Source organism: Cellulomonas algicola (assembly GCF_019024305.1).
Classification (GTDB): domain Bacteria; phylum Actinomycetota; class Actinomycetes; order Actinomycetales; family Cellulomonadaceae; genus Cellulomonas; species Cellulomonas algicola.
The window spans coordinates 346,884-363,005 of sequence record NZ_JAHKSJ010000008.1 but is presented as its reverse complement, the minus strand read 5'-3'; the positions used below and the strand labels follow the sequence as shown (position 1 = coordinate 363,005).

Annotated in this window: 12 protein-coding genes and 1 pseudogene; 7 read left to right on the top strand and 6 right to left on the bottom strand. The window is 74.8% G+C overall.

Annotation, left to right across the window (positions count from 1 at the left end; all coding sequences use genetic code 11):
- Window positions 1-37: 37 nt before the first annotated feature.
- The 4 genes and pseudogenes from KOV94_RS08865 to KOV94_RS08850 form a co-directional block, all read right to left on the bottom strand.
- Window positions 38-781, bottom strand: a complete 744-nt coding sequence (locus KOV94_RS08865; protein WP_218051833.1) for an SDR family oxidoreductase — start codon at window positions 779-781, stop codon at window positions 38-40.
- Between the two features lie 65 nt (window positions 782-846).
- Window positions 847-1,560 (bottom strand): TetR/AcrR family transcriptional regulator, encoded by a 714-nt coding sequence (locus tag KOV94_RS08860; RefSeq protein ID WP_218051832.1) that lies wholly within the window; start codon window positions 1,558-1,560, stop codon window positions 847-849.
- Window positions 1,561-1,718: 158 nt separating this feature from the next.
- A pseudogene (locus KOV94_RS08855) lies at window positions 1,719-2,361 on the bottom strand (NADPH-dependent F420 reductase).
- Window positions 2,362-2,849: 488 nt separating this feature from the next.
- On the bottom strand, window positions 2,850-3,854 hold the full coding sequence (locus KOV94_RS08850) for a LacI family DNA-binding transcriptional regulator (protein WP_308160450.1): 1,005 nt from the start codon (window positions 3,852-3,854) through the stop codon (window positions 2,850-2,852).
- A gap of 153 nt (window positions 3,855-4,007) precedes the next feature.
- On the opposite strand from KOV94_RS08850, the gene KOV94_RS08845 reads away from it, so the two are divergent.
- The 3 genes from KOV94_RS08845 to KOV94_RS08835 all read left to right on the top strand — a co-directional run bounded on the left by KOV94_RS08845 (window position 4,008) and on the right by KOV94_RS08835 (window position 6,230).
- Window positions 4,008-4,454: a hypothetical protein gene (locus KOV94_RS08845; protein WP_235843342.1), complete on the top strand. Its 447-nt coding sequence runs from the start codon at window positions 4,008-4,010 to the stop codon at window positions 4,452-4,454.
- A gap of 124 nt (window positions 4,455-4,578) precedes the next feature.
- The gene (locus KOV94_RS08840) at window positions 4,579-5,112 is read left to right on the top strand and encodes a SigE family RNA polymerase sigma factor (protein WP_124341912.1); all 534 of its coding nucleotides are present in this window, start codon (window positions 4,579-4,581) and stop codon (window positions 5,110-5,112) included.
- Complete coding sequence (locus KOV94_RS08835; protein ID WP_218051831.1) at window positions 5,109-6,230, top strand: hypothetical protein; 1,122 nt, start codon at window positions 5,109-5,111, stop codon at window positions 6,228-6,230. Before KOV94_RS08840 ends, KOV94_RS08835 begins: the two co-directional genes overlap by 4 nt.
- Before the next feature lie 112 nt (window positions 6,231-6,342).
- On the opposite strand, the gene KOV94_RS08830 is transcribed toward KOV94_RS08835, so the two are convergent.
- The gene (locus tag KOV94_RS08830; protein WP_235843509.1) at window positions 6,343-7,620 is read right to left on the bottom strand and encodes a pectate lyase; all 1,278 of its coding nucleotides are present in this window, start codon (window positions 7,618-7,620) and stop codon (window positions 6,343-6,345) included.
- A gap of 207 nt (window positions 7,621-7,827) precedes the next feature.
- Here KOV94_RS08830 and KOV94_RS08825 point away from each other — a divergent pair, with 207 nt between their 5' ends.
- Complete coding sequence (locus tag KOV94_RS08825; RefSeq protein WP_124343779.1) at window positions 7,828-9,540, top strand: cation:proton antiporter; 1,713 nt, start codon at window positions 7,828-7,830, stop codon at window positions 9,538-9,540.
- 22 nt (window positions 9,541-9,562) lie between these two features.
- On the opposite strand, the gene KOV94_RS08820 is transcribed toward KOV94_RS08825, so the two are convergent.
- Window positions 9,563-11,041 (bottom strand): helix-turn-helix transcriptional regulator, encoded by a 1,479-nt coding sequence (locus tag KOV94_RS08820; protein WP_124343778.1) that lies wholly within the window; start codon window positions 11,039-11,041, stop codon window positions 9,563-9,565.
- A 336-nt stretch (window positions 11,042-11,377) separates the two neighbouring features.
- On the opposite strand from KOV94_RS08820, the gene aceA reads away from it, so the two are divergent.
- The 3 genes from aceA (at window position 11,378) to chrA (ending at window position 15,914) form a co-directional block, all read left to right on the top strand.
- Entirely contained in the window at window positions 11,378-12,703 is a 1,326-nt protein-coding gene (gene aceA / locus KOV94_RS08815; RefSeq protein ID WP_124343777.1) for an isocitrate lyase, read from the top strand.
- Window positions 12,704-12,764: 61 nt separating this feature from the next.
- Window positions 12,765-14,426: a malate synthase A gene (aceB, locus tag KOV94_RS08810; RefSeq protein ID WP_218051830.1), complete on the top strand. Its 1,662-nt coding sequence runs from the start codon at window positions 12,765-12,767 to the stop codon at window positions 14,424-14,426.
- Between the two features lie 99 nt (window positions 14,427-14,525).
- The gene (gene chrA / locus KOV94_RS08805; RefSeq protein WP_124343775.1) at window positions 14,526-15,914 is read left to right on the top strand and encodes a chromate efflux transporter; all 1,389 of its coding nucleotides are present in this window, start codon (window positions 14,526-14,528) and stop codon (window positions 15,912-15,914) included.
- Window positions 15,915-16,122 lie beyond the last annotated feature (208 nt).

Here is a 16,122-nt window from a genome sequence, read left to right as displayed (position 1 = left end):
ACGGGCTGCGGCCTTCGTCGTCCCGGCGCGGCGGGCGTCAGGCGAGGCCGCCGTTGGTGAAGATCGTCTGGCCGTTGACCCAGCGGGCGGGTCCGGCGAGGAAGGCGACCGTCTCGGCGATGTCGACGGGCTGGCCGAGGCGCTCGAGCGGCACGGCCTGCGCGAGCCGCTCGACCGTCTGCTCGTCCTTGCCGTCGAGGAACAGCGGGGTCGCGGTCGGACCGGGGGCGACGGTGTTGACCGTGACGTCCTTGCCTCGGAGCTCGCGCGCGAGGACGAGCGTGAGGCCCTCGACGGCCGCCTTGGTCGCGACGTAGGGCCCGTAGGTGGGGAACTGCGTGCGGGTCACCGACGTCGAGAAGAGGACGATCGCGCCGCCGCTGCGGACACGTCGGGTGGCCTGCTGGGCGACGACGAACGTGCCGCGCAGGTTGGTGCGCACCATGCGGTCGAAGTCGTCGAGCCCGTAGTCGGCGACGGGGCCGAGCACCATGACGCCCGCGGTGTGGACGACGACGTCGAGGCCGCCGAACGTGGACTCGACCTCGTCGAAGGCGGCGGTCATGGCGACCTCGTCGGCGACGTCGCCGCCCACGGCGATCGCCCGGCCGCCGGTGGACGTGATGCCGGCGACCAGGTCGTCGGCCTTCGCGCGGTTGCCGGCGTAGTGCACGGCGACCGCGTACCCGTCGGTGGCGAGGCGCTGCGCGACGGCCGCGCCGATGCCGCCGGAACCGCCGGTGACGAGCGCGACGCGGGTGGTGGGGGTGCTGGTGGGCATGGGTGTCTCCTCGGTGGTCGGGTGCGGCGCGCAGGGTCGGCGCGCGGGAGTGCGGTCGGGTGCCGTCAGGTGCGGTCGGGTGCCGTCAGGTGCGGTCGGTCCGCGGCCGGGGGCGTCTGGAGGCGGGCGAGCCACTCGTCGAGCAGCGCCGCCTCCCCCGCGCTGAAGCGCTCGGTCTCGCGCAGGTGCGCGCGCAGCGTGGTCGCCGCGACCGCCGGGGCGTCGTCGGCCGGGCCGGCGTCCGCGAGGACGGCGCGCTCGACGGCCTGCCGGGTGAGCGTCGAGATCGCCGCGTCGGGATAGGACCCGGGCCGCAGGAGCAGACCGAGCGCGACGCCGCTGTTCGCGGCCATGACGACGCGCGCGGCGTCGTCGGGCGGGAGGCGGAGGCGGCCCTGGGCGGCCAGCCGGTCGAGGACGCCGCGCAGCAGCGCCATCGCCTCGGCCGGGGCCTCGGGCGTGGTCGTCAGGGTGGTGCCGAACACCAGGCGGTAGGCGTGCGGGTGCGCGAGGGCGAACGCGGTGTGCGCGTCCCACCCGCGGCGCAGGTCGTCGAGCGGGTCGGCCGACGGTGTCGCGGCGCGCTTCATCGTGAGGTACTCGTCCCAGACCTGGTCGACGACCGCGGACATGAGCCCGTCCTTGTCGCCGAAGAGCCGGTACAGGACGGGCTGCCCGACACCGGCCGCCTCGCACACCGCCCGGGTCGAGACCGTGCCGTCGGGGGACGAGGCGAGCAGCTCGGCCGCCTTCTCGAGGATCAGCGCTCGTGTGGCCACGTAGCGACGATAACATCCGACGCGTATCGCCGCTACGGGCGGTCACGCGACCGCCACCCTGGAGCCGGCCGTCGTCGCGCACGCGGGCATCCCGGCACGGCGACGCACCCGGCGCGGCGAGGTCCGAGGACCCGCCGCACCGGGTGCGTGGCGGGGTGTCAGATCGTGCGCGGTGCCCGGGCGAGGTTCTCGACGAGCTCCGCCCGGGTTCTGGCGGACGACGTAGGCGGGCCGGTCGCGCTCCACGCGCCACGACTCGCTCAGCGGCGAGACGTCGACCGTGTCGAACCCGAGAGCGTCGTACAGCGCCGTGACGTGCTCGACGGCCTCCGGGTGGTCGCTCGACGTGGCCAGCGCGCGGCGCTGCTCGCTCCCCGCGGGGTGGCCGTCGGTCGTGATGTCCGCGGCGCCGATGTGGTTGAACGCCTTGACGACCTTCGACGCGGGCAGGTGCTCCTGCAGCAGGCCCGAGGTCGTCTTCTCGCCGCGGTCCAGCGCCTCGACGCGCCCGTCGCGCTCCCAGTAGTAGTTGTTGGTGTCGAGCACGACCTTGCCGGCCAGCGGCTCGACCGGGATGTCGGCGACGGCCTTCAGAGGCACGGTCACGACCGCGACGTCCGCGGCGGCCGCGGCCTCCTGGGCGGTCGCGGCGCGCGCCCGCGGGCCGAGCTCCGCGACGAGGGCGTCGAGCGTCTCCGGACCGCGCGAGTTGGCGATGACGACGTCGTGGCCGAGCCCGATGACGGCGCGGGCGACCTGGCTGCCGATGTTCCCGGCGCCGATGATTCCGTAGGTGGTCATGCTCGGTCTCAACCGGCGTCGCGGACGGGCATTCCCGCGCATGCCTGGCGTCCACGTGTCGGTCGCCGGTCGACGGCCCGACACCGCCGGCGTCGCCGCTGCTTCGGGCGCCCGTACGCCATGGGCGGGCTCCGGTCGCACGACCTCTCCGGTGACTGCCGGCCCGGGCACCGGCATCGACAGCCGGCTCGGCCCGTGCCGGTACGGCGGTCAGCGGTCCGCGATGCACGACTGGCTGAGGGACACGCGGCACTGACGGCCGTCGCGGGCGAAGGGTCGGGCGCCGGGTGCCCCCGCCGCCCGACCCTTCCTCCCCTCGGGCGCCGGCACGCGCCCGTCGGACTCGGCACCGGCACGCACCCACGACGGACGAGGGCGCGGGACCGGACGGAGGGCTCGGTCGAGCCGGTGCTGAGAGGCCAGACTGGAAGCGGTTCCAGTGCGGCGCGTCCTCATCGTGGTGCGAGCACGTCGGAGCCGTCAAGCCCTCACGGCAGAGGAGCGGACCCCCGCACGACGAGCGTCGTCGGCAGCAGGACGGGCTCCACCGCACGTCCGTCGATCGCCTGCACGAGCGCCGCCGCGAGCTCGGCGCCGAAGCGCCGGATCGGCTGCCGGACCGTCGTCAGCGGCGGGTCCGTCTGCTGGGCCACGGGGAGGTCGTCGTACCCGACGACCGCCACGTCGTCGGGCACCGACCGGCCACGCGCCCGCAGGGTCCGCAGCGCGCCCGCCGCCATGTTGTCCGAGCCGGCGATCAGGCCGTCGAGGTCGGGGCGCCGCTCGAGGAGCCGGTCCGTCGCCCGCTCACCGGACTCGGCGCTGAAGTCGCCGACCTCGACCCAGGCGTCGACCCCCGCCGCACGGAGCGCGACCTCCGCACCGCGGCGCCGGTCCACGGGCGCGCGCAGCTGCTCGCCTCCCGTGATGATCCCGACCCGCCGACGCCCGGTGGCCAGCAGGTGCTCGGCCGCGCGTCGACCGCCGTCCTCGTTGTCCACGTCGACCCACAGGCCCGGGTCCCCGTGCAGCGGCCGGCCGCCGAGGACCACCGGGCTCTCGGTCGCCCGCGCGACCGTGAGCAGCGGGTCGTCGCCGCGTGTCGCCATGAGCATGAGCCCGTCCGTGCGACGCGACTGCAGCGCGCGCTCCAGCCGGGCCCGGCCGCGGTCGGACGCCGCGAGCAGCAGCGTGAGGTCGAGGTCTGCCTCCTCCAGCACGCCCGCGACACCCACGATGACCTCGACGTAGAACGGGTCCGCGACGAGCGCGGGGTCGTCTCCCGACACGGCCAGGACGACGGCGCCGGCACGGTTGGTCGCGAGCGCACGGGCGGTCGCGTTCGGCACGAAGCCGAGCTCCGCGACCGCGCGGGCGACCGCGGCCCGCTTGGCGGGCGAGACGTTCGGCTCGCCGTTCACCGCCCGCGACGCCACGGTGCGCGAGACGCCCGCGTGGCGCGCCAGGTCGTCGAGCGTCGGACGACGGCCCACGACCCCTCCTCGTCGACGGTGCCCGGGCTTCCTCCAGGCGGGTACGTCCACGCTAGCGGCCGGTGCGGCACCGACGGGCGAGGACCGCCGACGCCACGCGGCACGCGCCCCCGCGGGCATCCGCGCCGTGCCGTCGTCACGTACCGTCGTCCGGTGCCGCACGACGACTCCCCCGCCGACCGCGCGCCCGCGGACGCCGGTCTGCCCGGGCTGACCGCGTGCGCGCTGTGCGCCGGGGAGACGCTCGAGGGCGTCGACGACCTGCGCGGCGGCCAGGCGGAGCGGCTGCGGCGGCTCGCGGGCACCGGCGTCGCGCGGCTCACGTTCGTCGACTGCCTCGACGAGTGCGAGCGCGGCGACGTCGTGGTCGCACGGCCGACCGCGCACTGCCGGCGAGCCGGGGTCGCGCCCGTCTGGTTCGAGCGTCTGGCCGGCGACGACGCGACCGCGGCCCTCGCCGCGTGGCTGCGCCACGGCGGCCCCGGGGGCGGCCCACCCCCGGAGGAGCTGCGCGCCCTCGTGATCGACCGCGGCACGGCCGACGTCGACGCACCGGTGCTCGACGGCGACGCCACGCCGCACGTGCACGCCACCGGGTAGCCCGGCGTCGTCCAGCCGGTGGTCCGCGGGATCGAGGCCGTCGAGGTCGACCCCAACGGAACCTGCGCGCCATCCGTCATGACGGGGTGCCGGGACACGCCGGCGGACCGACGCGAGGAGCGACGTGCACTGGGACGACGTGCTGGACGAGCTGGTCCGCGAGCGCGGGCCCGCGCTGCTGCGGTACGCGTACCTGCTGACGGGCGACGCCGCGGACGCGCAGGAGCTCGTGCAGGACGCGCTCGTCTCCGTGCTGTCCCGCCGCGCCCGCCTGCGCGAGCCCGCGGCCGTCGAGGCGTACGTGCGCCAGACGGTGCTGCGGACCTACGTCGACGGGTACCGCCGCCGTCGCCAGTGGCTGAGGGTGCGTCACCTCGTCGCGACGCCCGACACGTCCGCCGGTCCTGCCGACGGCGTCGACGCCCGGCAGGACGTCGTCGCGGCCCTGGCAGGGCTCGCGCCGCGGGTGCGGGCGTGCGTCGTGCTCCGCTACTTCGAGGACCTCACCGTGCCGGAGATCGCCGACCGGCTCGACCTCGCGACCGGCACCGTCAAGCGGTACCTGAGCGACGGCGTGCGCGCGCTCGAGCGCGTGCTCGGCCCCGTCGCGACCGAACCGACCGAGATCCAGCTCGTGACCCCGAGGAGCGCCCGATGAGCACCGACCTCCGCACCGCCCTGCACGACGTCGCGGCGCACGCGCCGCTCGGCACGCTCGAGGCGGCGGCCCTGCACCGGCGGGTCCGGCGACGCCGCGCCGCCCGGGCCGCCGCCCAGGGCACCGCCGGGCTGGGCCTCGCGGGGGCGATCGTCGTCACGGCGACCCACGGCGTCGACCTGCTCGGCGGGCCGACGTACCCGGCCGCTCCCCCGCCGCTCCCCGCCGACCAGGTCGCGTCGACGCTGCCCGCCGCGGACGACGCCGCCGCGCCGGGCACGTGCGGCTGGCAGGTGCGCGCGCCCGAGCACACGTCCCCGTGGCACCTCGGCGTGAACCTCGGCCACTACCCGCAGCACCCCCGCTCGTCCCTCCCGGTCGGGGTCACGGTCGAGAGCACGACCTCGCAGCGGATGCCCGCTCCCGTGCACGTCGTCGCGGAGCGGGACGGCGTCGTCGTCGCCGCGTCGAGCGACGCCTTCGACACCGGCTCGTCGATGGTGCCCGGCACGACCAGCGGCGGGCATCACCTCGCGCTCGTCACGTGCGGCGGCCCGGACGACCACCTCGCGCTGCCCGACGGCTCCTACACGCTGCGGGCCGTGCTCGCCGACCCGGACTCCGGCGAGGTGCTGGCACTCAGCCCGGGCGAGCCGCTGGTCCTCGCCGGGAACGCGCGCGCACCCTGGTGCGACGCCGACGTCGACGTCGTACCGGACGCTGACAGCGCGCTCGAGGTGGAGGGGACGGTCGGCGCCGCCGGGCGCTCCGCCGACCTGACCCTGACGTGGCGGCCCGGGGACGACGGGTGGAAGGGCGACGCGGAGGCGCTGCTGCTCGACGAGCGCGTCGTCCTCGTCGACGCGGCGCGACGCGTCGTCGCGGACTCCCGACGGTGGTCCGACGAGACGTCCTCGGTCGCGGGGACGCTCGCCGCGGGCCGGACGATCTCGATCTCCGCCCAGTGGACGGCGGCGGCGTCGTGCTCGGGGACCGACCTGCCCGCCGGCACGTACACGGCGTACGCGCTCGTCACGCTCGCGCCGACCGACGTCACGGACGTGACGTCGAACGTGCTCGGTGTCGCCCGGCTCGGTGGCGAGGTCGTCGTCCCCTGACGCCGCGAGGCGCGCGAGCGACGGCCCCGCCCTCGGTGCGGGGCGGGGCCGTCGGTCGGTGCGTGACGCGTCGGTCGTGACGCGTCGGTCGTGCCGTGTCAGTCGTGCCGCGTCACCGGTAGCTGATCGACGACGTCGAGTAGCCGCAGGCCGCGGACGGGCCCGAGCCGATCTTGGACGGCTCGCCGGAGGTCACGCCCTTGTACTCCTCGCAGATCGCGATCTTCTTCGACGAGTCGTTGTAGATCTGGACGTTGGTGATCGTCGCCTTGTCGCCGAGGTTGGAGTTGATGCCGACCAGCGACTTGCCCGGCGCGGTCACCTTGACGTTGTCGACGACGACGGTCCGCGCGTACTGCTTGGAGCAGTTCCCGCACGAGCGGTAGAGCTTGCCGAAGTCGGAGACCTGGAAGTTCTTGATGACGAACTTCCCCGGCCCGTTGTGCTGGAACACCTTGTCCGACGCCGACCGTGCGCCGCCGCCGTCGACGGTCATGACCTGCGACGACGACGAGCCCTTGAGCGTCGCGGCGTCCTCGCCGACGTCCTCCCACCAGACGTTCTGCAGCGTGCAGGTGCCGGTGCAGTGCACGCCGTCGCCGGCTCCGGTGCCGATGATGACGTTCTTGAGGACGGCGCCGTCGGAGAGCTGGAAGATCGGCGGCTGCGACTCGTCCTGGTCGCCCGAGGAGATGCCGTAGTAGCGCACGTACCCGCCGTCGAACGTGCCGGAGACGCTGATGGTCGACGACACCTTCTTGGCGCTGGTGGCCGACGGCCAGGCCGGGAACGACCCGCCGTTCGACGGCGGCGGGGTGGTGGTGCCGCCGCCCGAGCCGACCTTCACGAGGTCGAACTGCTGGTTGTACTGGTTGTTGTCGGTGAGCTGGGTGATCGTCGCGCCGTCGGCGGTGGAGCGGTCGGTGACGGTGACGGCCTTGCCGCTGTGCCGGTTGATCAGCCGGATGCGGCTGCCCTCGGAGTCGCCGAGCTTGAACTGCTGGTTGGTGCCGTTGAGGTCGCTGTACTGCCGGAACTCGCCGCCGTCGGCGGTGCTCCAGCCCCACAGGTCGAGGACCTTGCCGGAGTGCCGGTTCTGGAGCTTGTACCAGCCGGACCCGGCGTCGACGAACCTCCACTGCTGCCAGTTCCCGTCGTTGCGGGTCCACTGCTGCACGACGCCGCCGTCGGCGGTGGACCAGTTGGCGACCTCGACCGCCTTGCCGCTCTGCCGGTTGAGCAGCACGTAGTAGGCGCCGGTGTCCACGCTGGCAGCCGACGCGGTCGTCGCGGCGGTGAGGCCGACGGTCGCGGCGACGGCCGTCGCGGCGAGTCCGGCGAGGAACGTGCGCCAGGGGCGCCGTCGCCCCTGGATCGTTGTACGACTCACTGCTGATCCCTCCTTCGGGTAAGGGCTTTCCAGGCCAGTGACCCACGAGCAGGCCGCGACGTAAACCGTCGAAGCGTTTCGCCTGTGCCACTCCGGCCACGACCGCCGGCCGCCGCGCCCGACCCCACTGCTCTGCGCGACCGGGCGCGCCGGTCGGCCCGCTTCGTTAGCGTCGGGCGCAACGGTCGGTCACGGGGAGGACGGCGGATGCATCACGTCGAGGTGTTCCTGCTGCTCGCGGGCGCCGTCCTCGTCGCCGCCGCGTGCCGTCGACGCGGCCTGCCGTCCCCGCTCGTCATCGTCGCGATCTCGCTCGTCGTGTCGCTGGTCCCCGGTGTGCCGCGGTACGAGATCAACTCGGAGATCCTGCTCGAGTTCGTCCTGCCCCCGCTGCTCTACTCGGCCGCGCTCGCGAGCTCGTACCGCGACTTCCGCGCGCAGCTCAGCTCGATCACGCGGCTCGGCGTCGGGCTCGTCCTGCTCAGCGCGCTCGCCGTCGCGCTCGTGTTCTGGGCGCTCGAGCCCGCGGTGTCGTTCGCGGTCGCCCTGGTCCTCGGCGCCGTGGTCGCCCCGCCGGACGCGGTCGCCGCCGCCGCCGTCGGACGGCGGCTCGGGCTCCCCCGCCGCGTCATGACGCTGCTGTCGGGCGAGAGCCTCATCAACGACGCGACGTCGCTCACGCTCTACAAGGTCGCGCTCATCGGCGCCGCGACGGGAGCGTGGGCGTTCGGCGGCGCGGTCGGCACCTTCGCGGTGGCGGTCGTCGCCGGCGTGGGCGTCGGTCTGGCGATCGGCTGGGTCGTGCACGCGATCCGCGTGCGCCTGGACGACCCCGTCGTCGCGTCGGCGATCGGGCTGCTCACCCCGTTCGGCGCGTACTGGGCGGCCGAGGCCGTGCACGGGTCGGGCGTCCTCGCGGTCGTCGCCGCCGGCCTCTACCTGGGCCACACGTCGCCCCGCGCCGGCTACGCCACGCGGCTGTTCGAGGAGCCGATCTGGTCGACGCTCGACATCCTGCTCGAGTCGTTCACGTTCGCCCTCATCGGCATCCAGCTCCCGTGGATCATCCGCGACCTCGTCGCGTCCGACCAGGGCCTCGGGCACGCGGTCACCGTGTCGCTGGCCGTGCTCGCCGTCGCGGTCCTCGTGCGCCCGCTCTACGTCTTCGGCACGGCGTGGTTCGACAACCTGCGCCTGCGCGGAAGCCATCGACCGGAACGGGACGCGCTCACCGTCCGCGAGTCGGCCGTCGTGTCCTGGGCGGGGATGCGCGGCGTGGTCACGCTCGCGGCCGCCGCGGGCATCCCCGCGACGATCGACGGCGGGCCGTTCCCCGACCGGGCGACGATCCAGCTCGCCGCCTACACGGTCGCGATCGGCACGCTCCTCGGGCAGAGCCTCACGCTGCCGTGGGTGATCCGCCGCCTCGGGGTCGGGTCCGACGACGAGGCGGCGTCGGACGCCACGCAGGAGGCCGCGACCCGCATCGCGACCGCCGACGCCGTGCAGCAGGTGCTCGAGTCCAAGCGCGGCGAGCTCGCGAAGGTCGTCGGGCAGCCGGCGGCGGACGAGGCGATCGACGCGCTGTCCGCGCGCTGGCGGGGTCGTGCCGCCGCCGCGGCCGTCATGCTCGACCCCGAGAACGCGCCCGACCTGCTGCCCGACGACGTCGACGCGCGCGAGAGCGCCCGCGGGCTCGGACCCGTCGGGAAGGCGCGCGACGGCCGGCTCCCCGGCGCCGCCGAGGGCCGCCGCACCCAACGGTTCCGCCGCGAGATCATCGCCGCGCAGCGCGAGGTGCTCATGCAGCGGCGCGACTCCGGCGAGCTCGACGAGACCGTCATGCGGCGCATGATGCGCGAGCTGGACCTCGAGGACGAGAGCCTGTCGTCGTCGTGGCTCGAGCGCGTGCGGGACTGAGCGCGGCACGCCGGGGACGCCGTCACTCGGGCGCGTGCCGGTCGAGGAACTCGTACACCTCCGTCGTGTCCACGCCCGGGTACGCGCCGACGGGCAGCGCGGCGAGCAGCGACGCGTGCGGCCGCGCCGACGGCCGCGCCTGGTCGCCCCACCGCTCGGCGAGCGTCGACGGGGGCCGGCGGCAGCACGTGGGGTCGGGGCAGCGGCTCGTCGCCCGCTCGGTCGTCTCCCGCCCCTGGAACCAGCGCACGTGCGCGAACGGCACGCCGACGCTGACCGAGAAGGCCCCCTGCGACGACGCCTGCACGCGTGACGTGCACCAGTACGTGCCCGACGAGGTGTCGGTGTACTGGTAGTACGGCGTGAAGCGGTCGGCGAGCGTGAACACGACGCGCGCGGTCCAGTGCCGGCAGACGGGCTGCCCCTCGATCGCACCGAGCGGGTCGGACGGGAAGACGACGCCGTCGTTCTCGTACGCCTTGTGCAGCGTGCCGCCCTCGTGGACCTTCATGAAGTGCACCGGGATGCCGAGGTGCCGCGTCGCGAGGTTGGTGAACCGGTGCGCGGCGGTCTCGTACGGCACGGCGAACTGGTCACGCAGGTCCTCGACCGACAGCCTCCGTTCGGCCTTCGCGGCCTGCAGGTACGCGACGGCGCCGTCCTCGGGGAGCATGAGCGCGGCCGCCATGTAGTTGGCCTCGACGCGCTGGCGCAGGAAGTCGCCGTAGCTCGTCGGCTCGGCGTGACCGAGCACGTGGGACGCGAGCGCCTGCAGCAGCGGCGACCGGCTGTCGCTCACGCCGGCCCCGGCCTGCGGCAGGTAGATCCGGCCGTGAGCCAGGTCGGTCACGGTCCGCGTCGAGTGCGGCAGGTCGGGCACGTGGTGCAGCGAGAAGCCCAGGTGCGCGGCGATGTCGGCGGTCGCGCGCTGCGACAGCGGGCCGCCCGCGTGCCCCACGGCCGTGAGCAGCTCGCGCGCGTGGGCCTCGAGCTCGGCGAAGTAGTTGTCCTGCGCACGCATCCGGGCGCGCAGCTCGGCGTTCGCGCGGCGCGCCTCCTCCGGGGTGGCGGCGTTCTCGGTGAGCAGGCGCTGCACCTCGCCCGCGAGCCGGACGAGCGCGTCGAGCGCGTCGGTCGGCAGCGACTTGCCGACCTTGACCTCGGGGATCTGCAGCGACGCGAACAGCGGGCCGCGCTGCGTGCGCTCGAGCTCGACCTCGAGCGCGGCGCGGCGGGTCGGGGGCTCGGGCCGCAGGAGCTCCGCGACGGGCACGCCGAGCGCGTCGGCGACGGCGGACAGGACCCCGACGCGGGGCTCGCGGTGGCCGTTCTCGAGCATCGACACCTGGGACGGCGCGCGGCCGATCGCGCGGCCGAGGTCGTCGAGGGTCATGCCGCGCGCGGTGCGCAGGTGCCGGATCCGGCGGCCCAGGACGAGGGTGTCGAGCGCGCCGGACGACGGGGGCGGGGGTGCCGCGGGGCGGGGCGACGTCGTCGTCATGCCCAGCAACGGTGCCAGCCCGGACCGGTTCCGTCCAGGAGAAGGAACCTGATCCTTCCGACCCTGGAAGCGGTCTCATGGGGCAACTGATGCCCCGCATCCGCAGGTGGAGCGGGCTTCTTCCGTCGCCGCACCGTGCGACCCGCGCAGACGGACCGCGCCGCCGGTCCTTCCGTCGTCGGGAAGAACGCCGGAACTTCACGTTCGCCGGACGGGCCCGCACAGGCTCGGAGCGACCACGGTGGAGGTGCGGGCGGAACCGGAGCCTCCGGTCGACCGCCCGCACCAGACGGCCCGCACCGGCGCGGCCGTCACGACCGGACCGGGAGGTCACCGATGAGCACCGCCACCGACCCCGCCCCCACCACCACGACGCTTCCCGGCGACCGGACGCAGTCCGCGGCCGACCTGGCCGGCGTCTGGGCGACCGACCCGCGCTGGGCCGGGGTCCGTCGGACCCACTCCGCGCAGGACGTCGTCGCGCTGCGCGGGTCGGTCGGCGAGGAGCACACGCTGGCCCGGCGCGGCGCGCAGCGGCTGTGGCAGCTCCTGCACCAGCGCACGCACGTGCCCGCGCTCGGCGCGCTCACGGGCAACCAGGCGGTGCAGCAGGTCCGCGCGGGCCTCGAGGCGATCTACCTGTCGGGCTGGCAGGTCGCCGCCGACGCGAACCTCTCCGGTCAGACGTACCCCGACCAGAGCCTCTACCCCGCCAACTCGGTGCCGGCCGTCGTGCGGCGCATCAACAACGCGCTCCTGCGGGCCGACCAGGTCGAGGTCGCCGAGCACGGGCGGGCGTCCCGCGACTGGCTCGTGCCGGTGGTCGCGGACGCGGAGGCCGGGTTCGGGGGGCCGCTCAACGCCTACGAGCTCATGCACGCGATGATCGCGGCCGGCGCCGCGGGCGTGCACTGGGAGGACCAGCTCGCCGCGGAGAAGAAGTGCGGCCACCTGGGCGGCAAGGTCCTCGTCCCGACCGCGCAGCACGTGCGCACGCTCTCGGCGGCCCGGCTCGCCGCGGACGTCGCCGACGTCCCGACGGTGATCGTCGCCCGCACCGACGCGCTGGGCGCGGACCTGCTGACCAGCGACGCCGACGAGCGCGACCACGCGTTCCTCACGGGCGAGCGGACCGCCGAGGGCTACCACCGGGTCGAGCCGGGTCTCGACGCGGTCGTCGCCCGCGCCGACGCCTACGCGCCGTTCGCCGACCTGCTGTGGGTCGAGACGTCGACGCCCGACCTGGACCTCGCGATCGAGTTCGCCGAGCGCATCCACGAGAAGCACCCCGGCAAGCTGCTGGCGTACAACTGCTCGCCGTCGTTCCACTGGCGCCGCCACCTCGACGACGCGCAGATCGCGCGCTTCCAGCGCGAGCTCGCCGGGTACGGGTACGCGTTCCAGTTCGTCACGCTGGCCGGCTTCCACGCGCTCAACCACTCGATGTTCGACCTGGCCCGCGGCTACGCGCAGCGGGGCATGTCCGCCTACGTCGACCTGCAGCAGGCGGAGATCGCCGCCGAGGCCGACGGCTACACCGCGACCCGCCACCAGCGCGAGGTCGGCACGGGGTACTTCGACCGGGTCGCCACCGCGATCTCGCCCGACGCCTCGACGCTCGCGCTCGCCGGCTCCACCGAGACGGCCCAGTTCACCCACTGACCGCACGACCGCCGCCGCGACGCGCCCCGCGCGCACGTCGGCCCGCACCCGGAGGTGCCTCATGACCGTCCTGACCCCCGCCCGCGCCCCGCTCACCGGTCCCGTGATCCAGCCGCACCTCGACGTGGTCGGCCCGCCGGTCCCCGGTACGGCGGAGATCCTCACGCCCGAGGCGCTCGACTTCGTCGCCGACCTGCACACCGTGTTCGGCACGCGCCGCACGCTGCTGCTCCGCGAGCGCCAGCTCCGCCGCGACCGCATCGCCAACGGCGCCGACCCGGGCTTCCTGCCGCTGACCGCGGGCATCCGTGCCGACCGGTCGTGGCGCGTCGCCGGGCCCGGCCCGGGCCTGGAGGACCGGCGCGTCGAGATCACCGGCCCGTGCGACCGCAAGACGACCGTCAACGCGCTCAACTCGGGTGCGCGCGTCTGGCTGGCGGACCTGGAGGACGCGACGAGCCCGACGTGGGAGAACGTCGTGGGCGCGCAGCACAGCCTGTTCGACGCCATCCGCGGCGACGCCGACTTCACCTCGCCCGAGGGCAAGGAGTACCGCGTCGGCGAGCAGACGCCGACGATCGTCTTCCGCCCGCGCGGCTGGCACCTCGCCGAGAAGCACGTCGAGCACGTCGACCGCGCCGGTCAGCGGTACGGGGCGTCCGCGTCGCTCGTCGACGCCGGGCTGTACCTGTTCCACAACGCGCACGCGCTCATCGACTCCGGTCGCGGCCCGTACCTCTACCTGCCCAAGATCGAGAGCCACCTCGAGGCCCGGCTGTGGGACGACGTCTTCCGGTTCACCGAGGCGTACCTGGGCCTGCGGCACGGCACCATCCGGGCGACCGTCCTCATCGAGACGATCACGGCCGCGTTCGAGATGGAGGAGATCCTCTACGAGCTGCGCGACCACTGCGCGGGGCTGAACGCGGGCCGCTGGGACTACGTCTTCAGCATCGTCAAGACGTTCCGGTCGCGCGGCCGCCGCTGGGTGCTGCCGGACCGGTCGCGCGTGACGATGACGGTGCCGTTCATGCAGGCGTACGCGGACCTGCTCGTCGCGACGTGCCACCGGCGCGGGGCGCAGGCGATCGGCGGCATGAGCGCGTTCGTCCCGAACCGGCGCGACCCCGAGGCCAACGAGCGCGCGTTCGCGCAGGTCCGCGCCGACAAGCAGCGCGAGGCCGGGCAGGGGTTCGACGGCACCTGGGTCGCGCACCCCGACCTCGTGCCCGTCGCGCGCGAGGTGTTCGACGCGACGCTCGGCGACCGCCCGGACCAGCGCGACGTGCAGCGCCCCGACGTCACCCCCGACGCCGCCGCGCTGCTCGACGTGGCCTCCGCCGGGGGCACCGAGCCGGGCGCGGTCACCGACGCGGGCCTGCGGACCAACCTGTCCGTCGCCGTCCGCTACCTCGAGGCGTGGCTGCGCGGGACCGGCGCGGTCGCGATCGACGGGCTCATGGAGGACGCGGCGACCGCCGAGATCTCCCGCTCGCAGGTGTGGCAGTGGGTGCACCACGGCGTCGTCACCGACGCGGGGACGACGATCACCGCGGAGCACGTGCGGTCCGTCCTGGCCGACGTGCTGGCCGGGCTCCCCCGCACCGCGGACGACCGGTTCGACGACGCCGCGGCCCTCGTCGAGGAGGTCGCGCTCGGCGACGACTTCCCGACGTTCCTCACGGTCCCGGCGTACGCGCAGCACCTCGTCGTGCGTCGCTGACCTGCGACGGACGCCCGCTCGGCGTGGCGCCACCCCACCCCGGTGGTGCCACGCCGAGACGCGACCCGGCGCGCCCAGCGGGGCGGCGATACTCGTCGGGTGGACGACGCCACGACCCCGACGCCGGTCGCGACACCCCGGGACGTCATCCCGTTCCGGACCGCCGTGCACGCCTGGTTCGCGATCTCGTGGCAGACCTTCGGCGGCCCCGCCGGCCAGATCGCGGTGATGCAGCGGACGCTCGTCGACGAGCTGGGCTGGATCGGGCAGCGCCGCTTCCTGCACGCGCTCAACTACTGCATGCTCCTGCCCGGTCCCGAGGCGCAGCAGCTCGCGGTCTACACCGGCTGGCTGCTCAACGGGACGCGCGGCGGGATCGTCGCGGGCGGGCTGTTCGTGCTGCCCGGGATGCTCGCGCTCCTCGCGCTCGCCGCGATCTACGTCGCGTTCGGCGACACCACGGTCGTCGGCGCGGTGTTCGCGGGCCTCGCCCCCGCCGTGCTCGCGATCGTCGCGCAGGCGGTGGTCCGCGTCGGGCGGCGCGCGCTCACGAGCCCCGCGCTCGTCGCGCTCGCGGTCGGCTCGTTCGTCGCGCTCGCGCTGTTCGCCGTGCCGTTCCCGCTGGTCGTGCTGGCCGCTGGGCTGACCGGTTGGCTGCTCCACCGCGTCGCGCCGCACCAGATCGACCCACCGACGCCCCGGGCCGAGGCCGACCCCGAGAGCCGCACCCCGCTCATCCCCGACGACGCCCTGCACGCCGAACGCCCCTCCGGGCGGCGCACCGCACGCGTCCTGGCGATCGGCCTGGCTGTCTGGGCCCTCCCGGTGCTGGCGGTGATCGCGATCACCGGCCGGGACAGCACGCTCACGCACCTCGGCACGTTCTTCTCCGGCACCGCGGTCGTGACGTTCGGCGGCGCGTACGCCGTGCTCGCGTACGTCGCGCAGCGCGCGGTCGAGACGTACGGGTGGGTCACCCCGGGCGAGATGACGCGCGGCCTGGCGCTGGCCGAGACGACCCCCGGCCCGCTCATCATGGTCGTGCAGTTCGTCGCGTTCCTCGCCGCCTACCGCGCCCCGGGCGACCTGGATCCCTGGGCCGCGGCGGTCGTCGGCGCGCTGCTCGTGACGTGGGTGACGTTCGTGCCGTCGTTCCTCTTCATCTTCCTCGGCGCGCCCTACGTCGAGCGGCTGCGCAGCAACCGCGCGCTCGGCGCCGCCCTCACGGCCGTGACCGCCGCGGTCGTCGGGGTCATCGCGAACCTCGCGCTGTACTTCACGACGCACACCCTGTTCGCGGAGTCCACGCCGACCACCTGGGGGCCGCTGCGGCTCGACGTCCCCGACGTCGGCACGCTCCAGCCGTGGTCGCTCGCGATCGCCGTCGTGGGCGGCGTGCTCGTCTTCGCCCTGCGGTGGTCGGTGCTCCGCACGCTCGCCGTGTGCGCCGCCCTCGGCCTCGCGCTGGGCCTCGTCGGCCTGCTCTGACCAGCCCGCGGGCCGCGCGACCCCCGCCACCCGGGACCCAGGTCCCGGGTCCCTCACCTGCGGTTTCGTACCCCACGGGGTCCTGGCGCCACCTCAGGACCTTCGGCTCAGTCATCCGATGACTGGTCCCCCTAGCGTCGAAGACGTCAACGGCGACGACTCCAGCAACCGCCCGGAGACACACCCCCGGGCACCGACCAGGGGAGCA

What these genes read in the sequence shown, in the direction of transcription:
- aceB (WP_218051830.1), top strand. Translation starts at nt 12,765, where the DNA reads ATGACCGTCCTGACCCCCGCCCGCGCCCCGCTCACCGGTCCCGTGATC.
- KOV94_RS08835 (WP_218051831.1), top strand. Translation starts at nt 5,109, where the DNA reads ATGAGCACCGACCTCCGCACCGCCCTGCACGACGTCGCGGCGCACGCG.
- KOV94_RS08825 (WP_124343779.1), top strand. Translation starts at nt 7,828, where the DNA reads ATGCATCACGTCGAGGTGTTCCTGCTGCTCGCGGGCGCCGTCCTCGTC.
- KOV94_RS08820 (WP_124343778.1), bottom strand. Translation starts at nt 11,041, where the DNA reads ATGACGACGACGTCGCCCCGCCCCGCGGCACCCCCGCCCCCGTCGTCC.
- KOV94_RS08865 (WP_218051833.1), bottom strand. Translation starts at nt 781, where the DNA reads ATGCCCACCAGCACCCCCACCACCCGCGTCGCGCTCGTCACCGGCGGT.
- aceA (WP_124343777.1), top strand. Translation starts at nt 11,378, where the DNA reads ATGAGCACCGCCACCGACCCCGCCCCCACCACCACGACGCTTCCCGGC.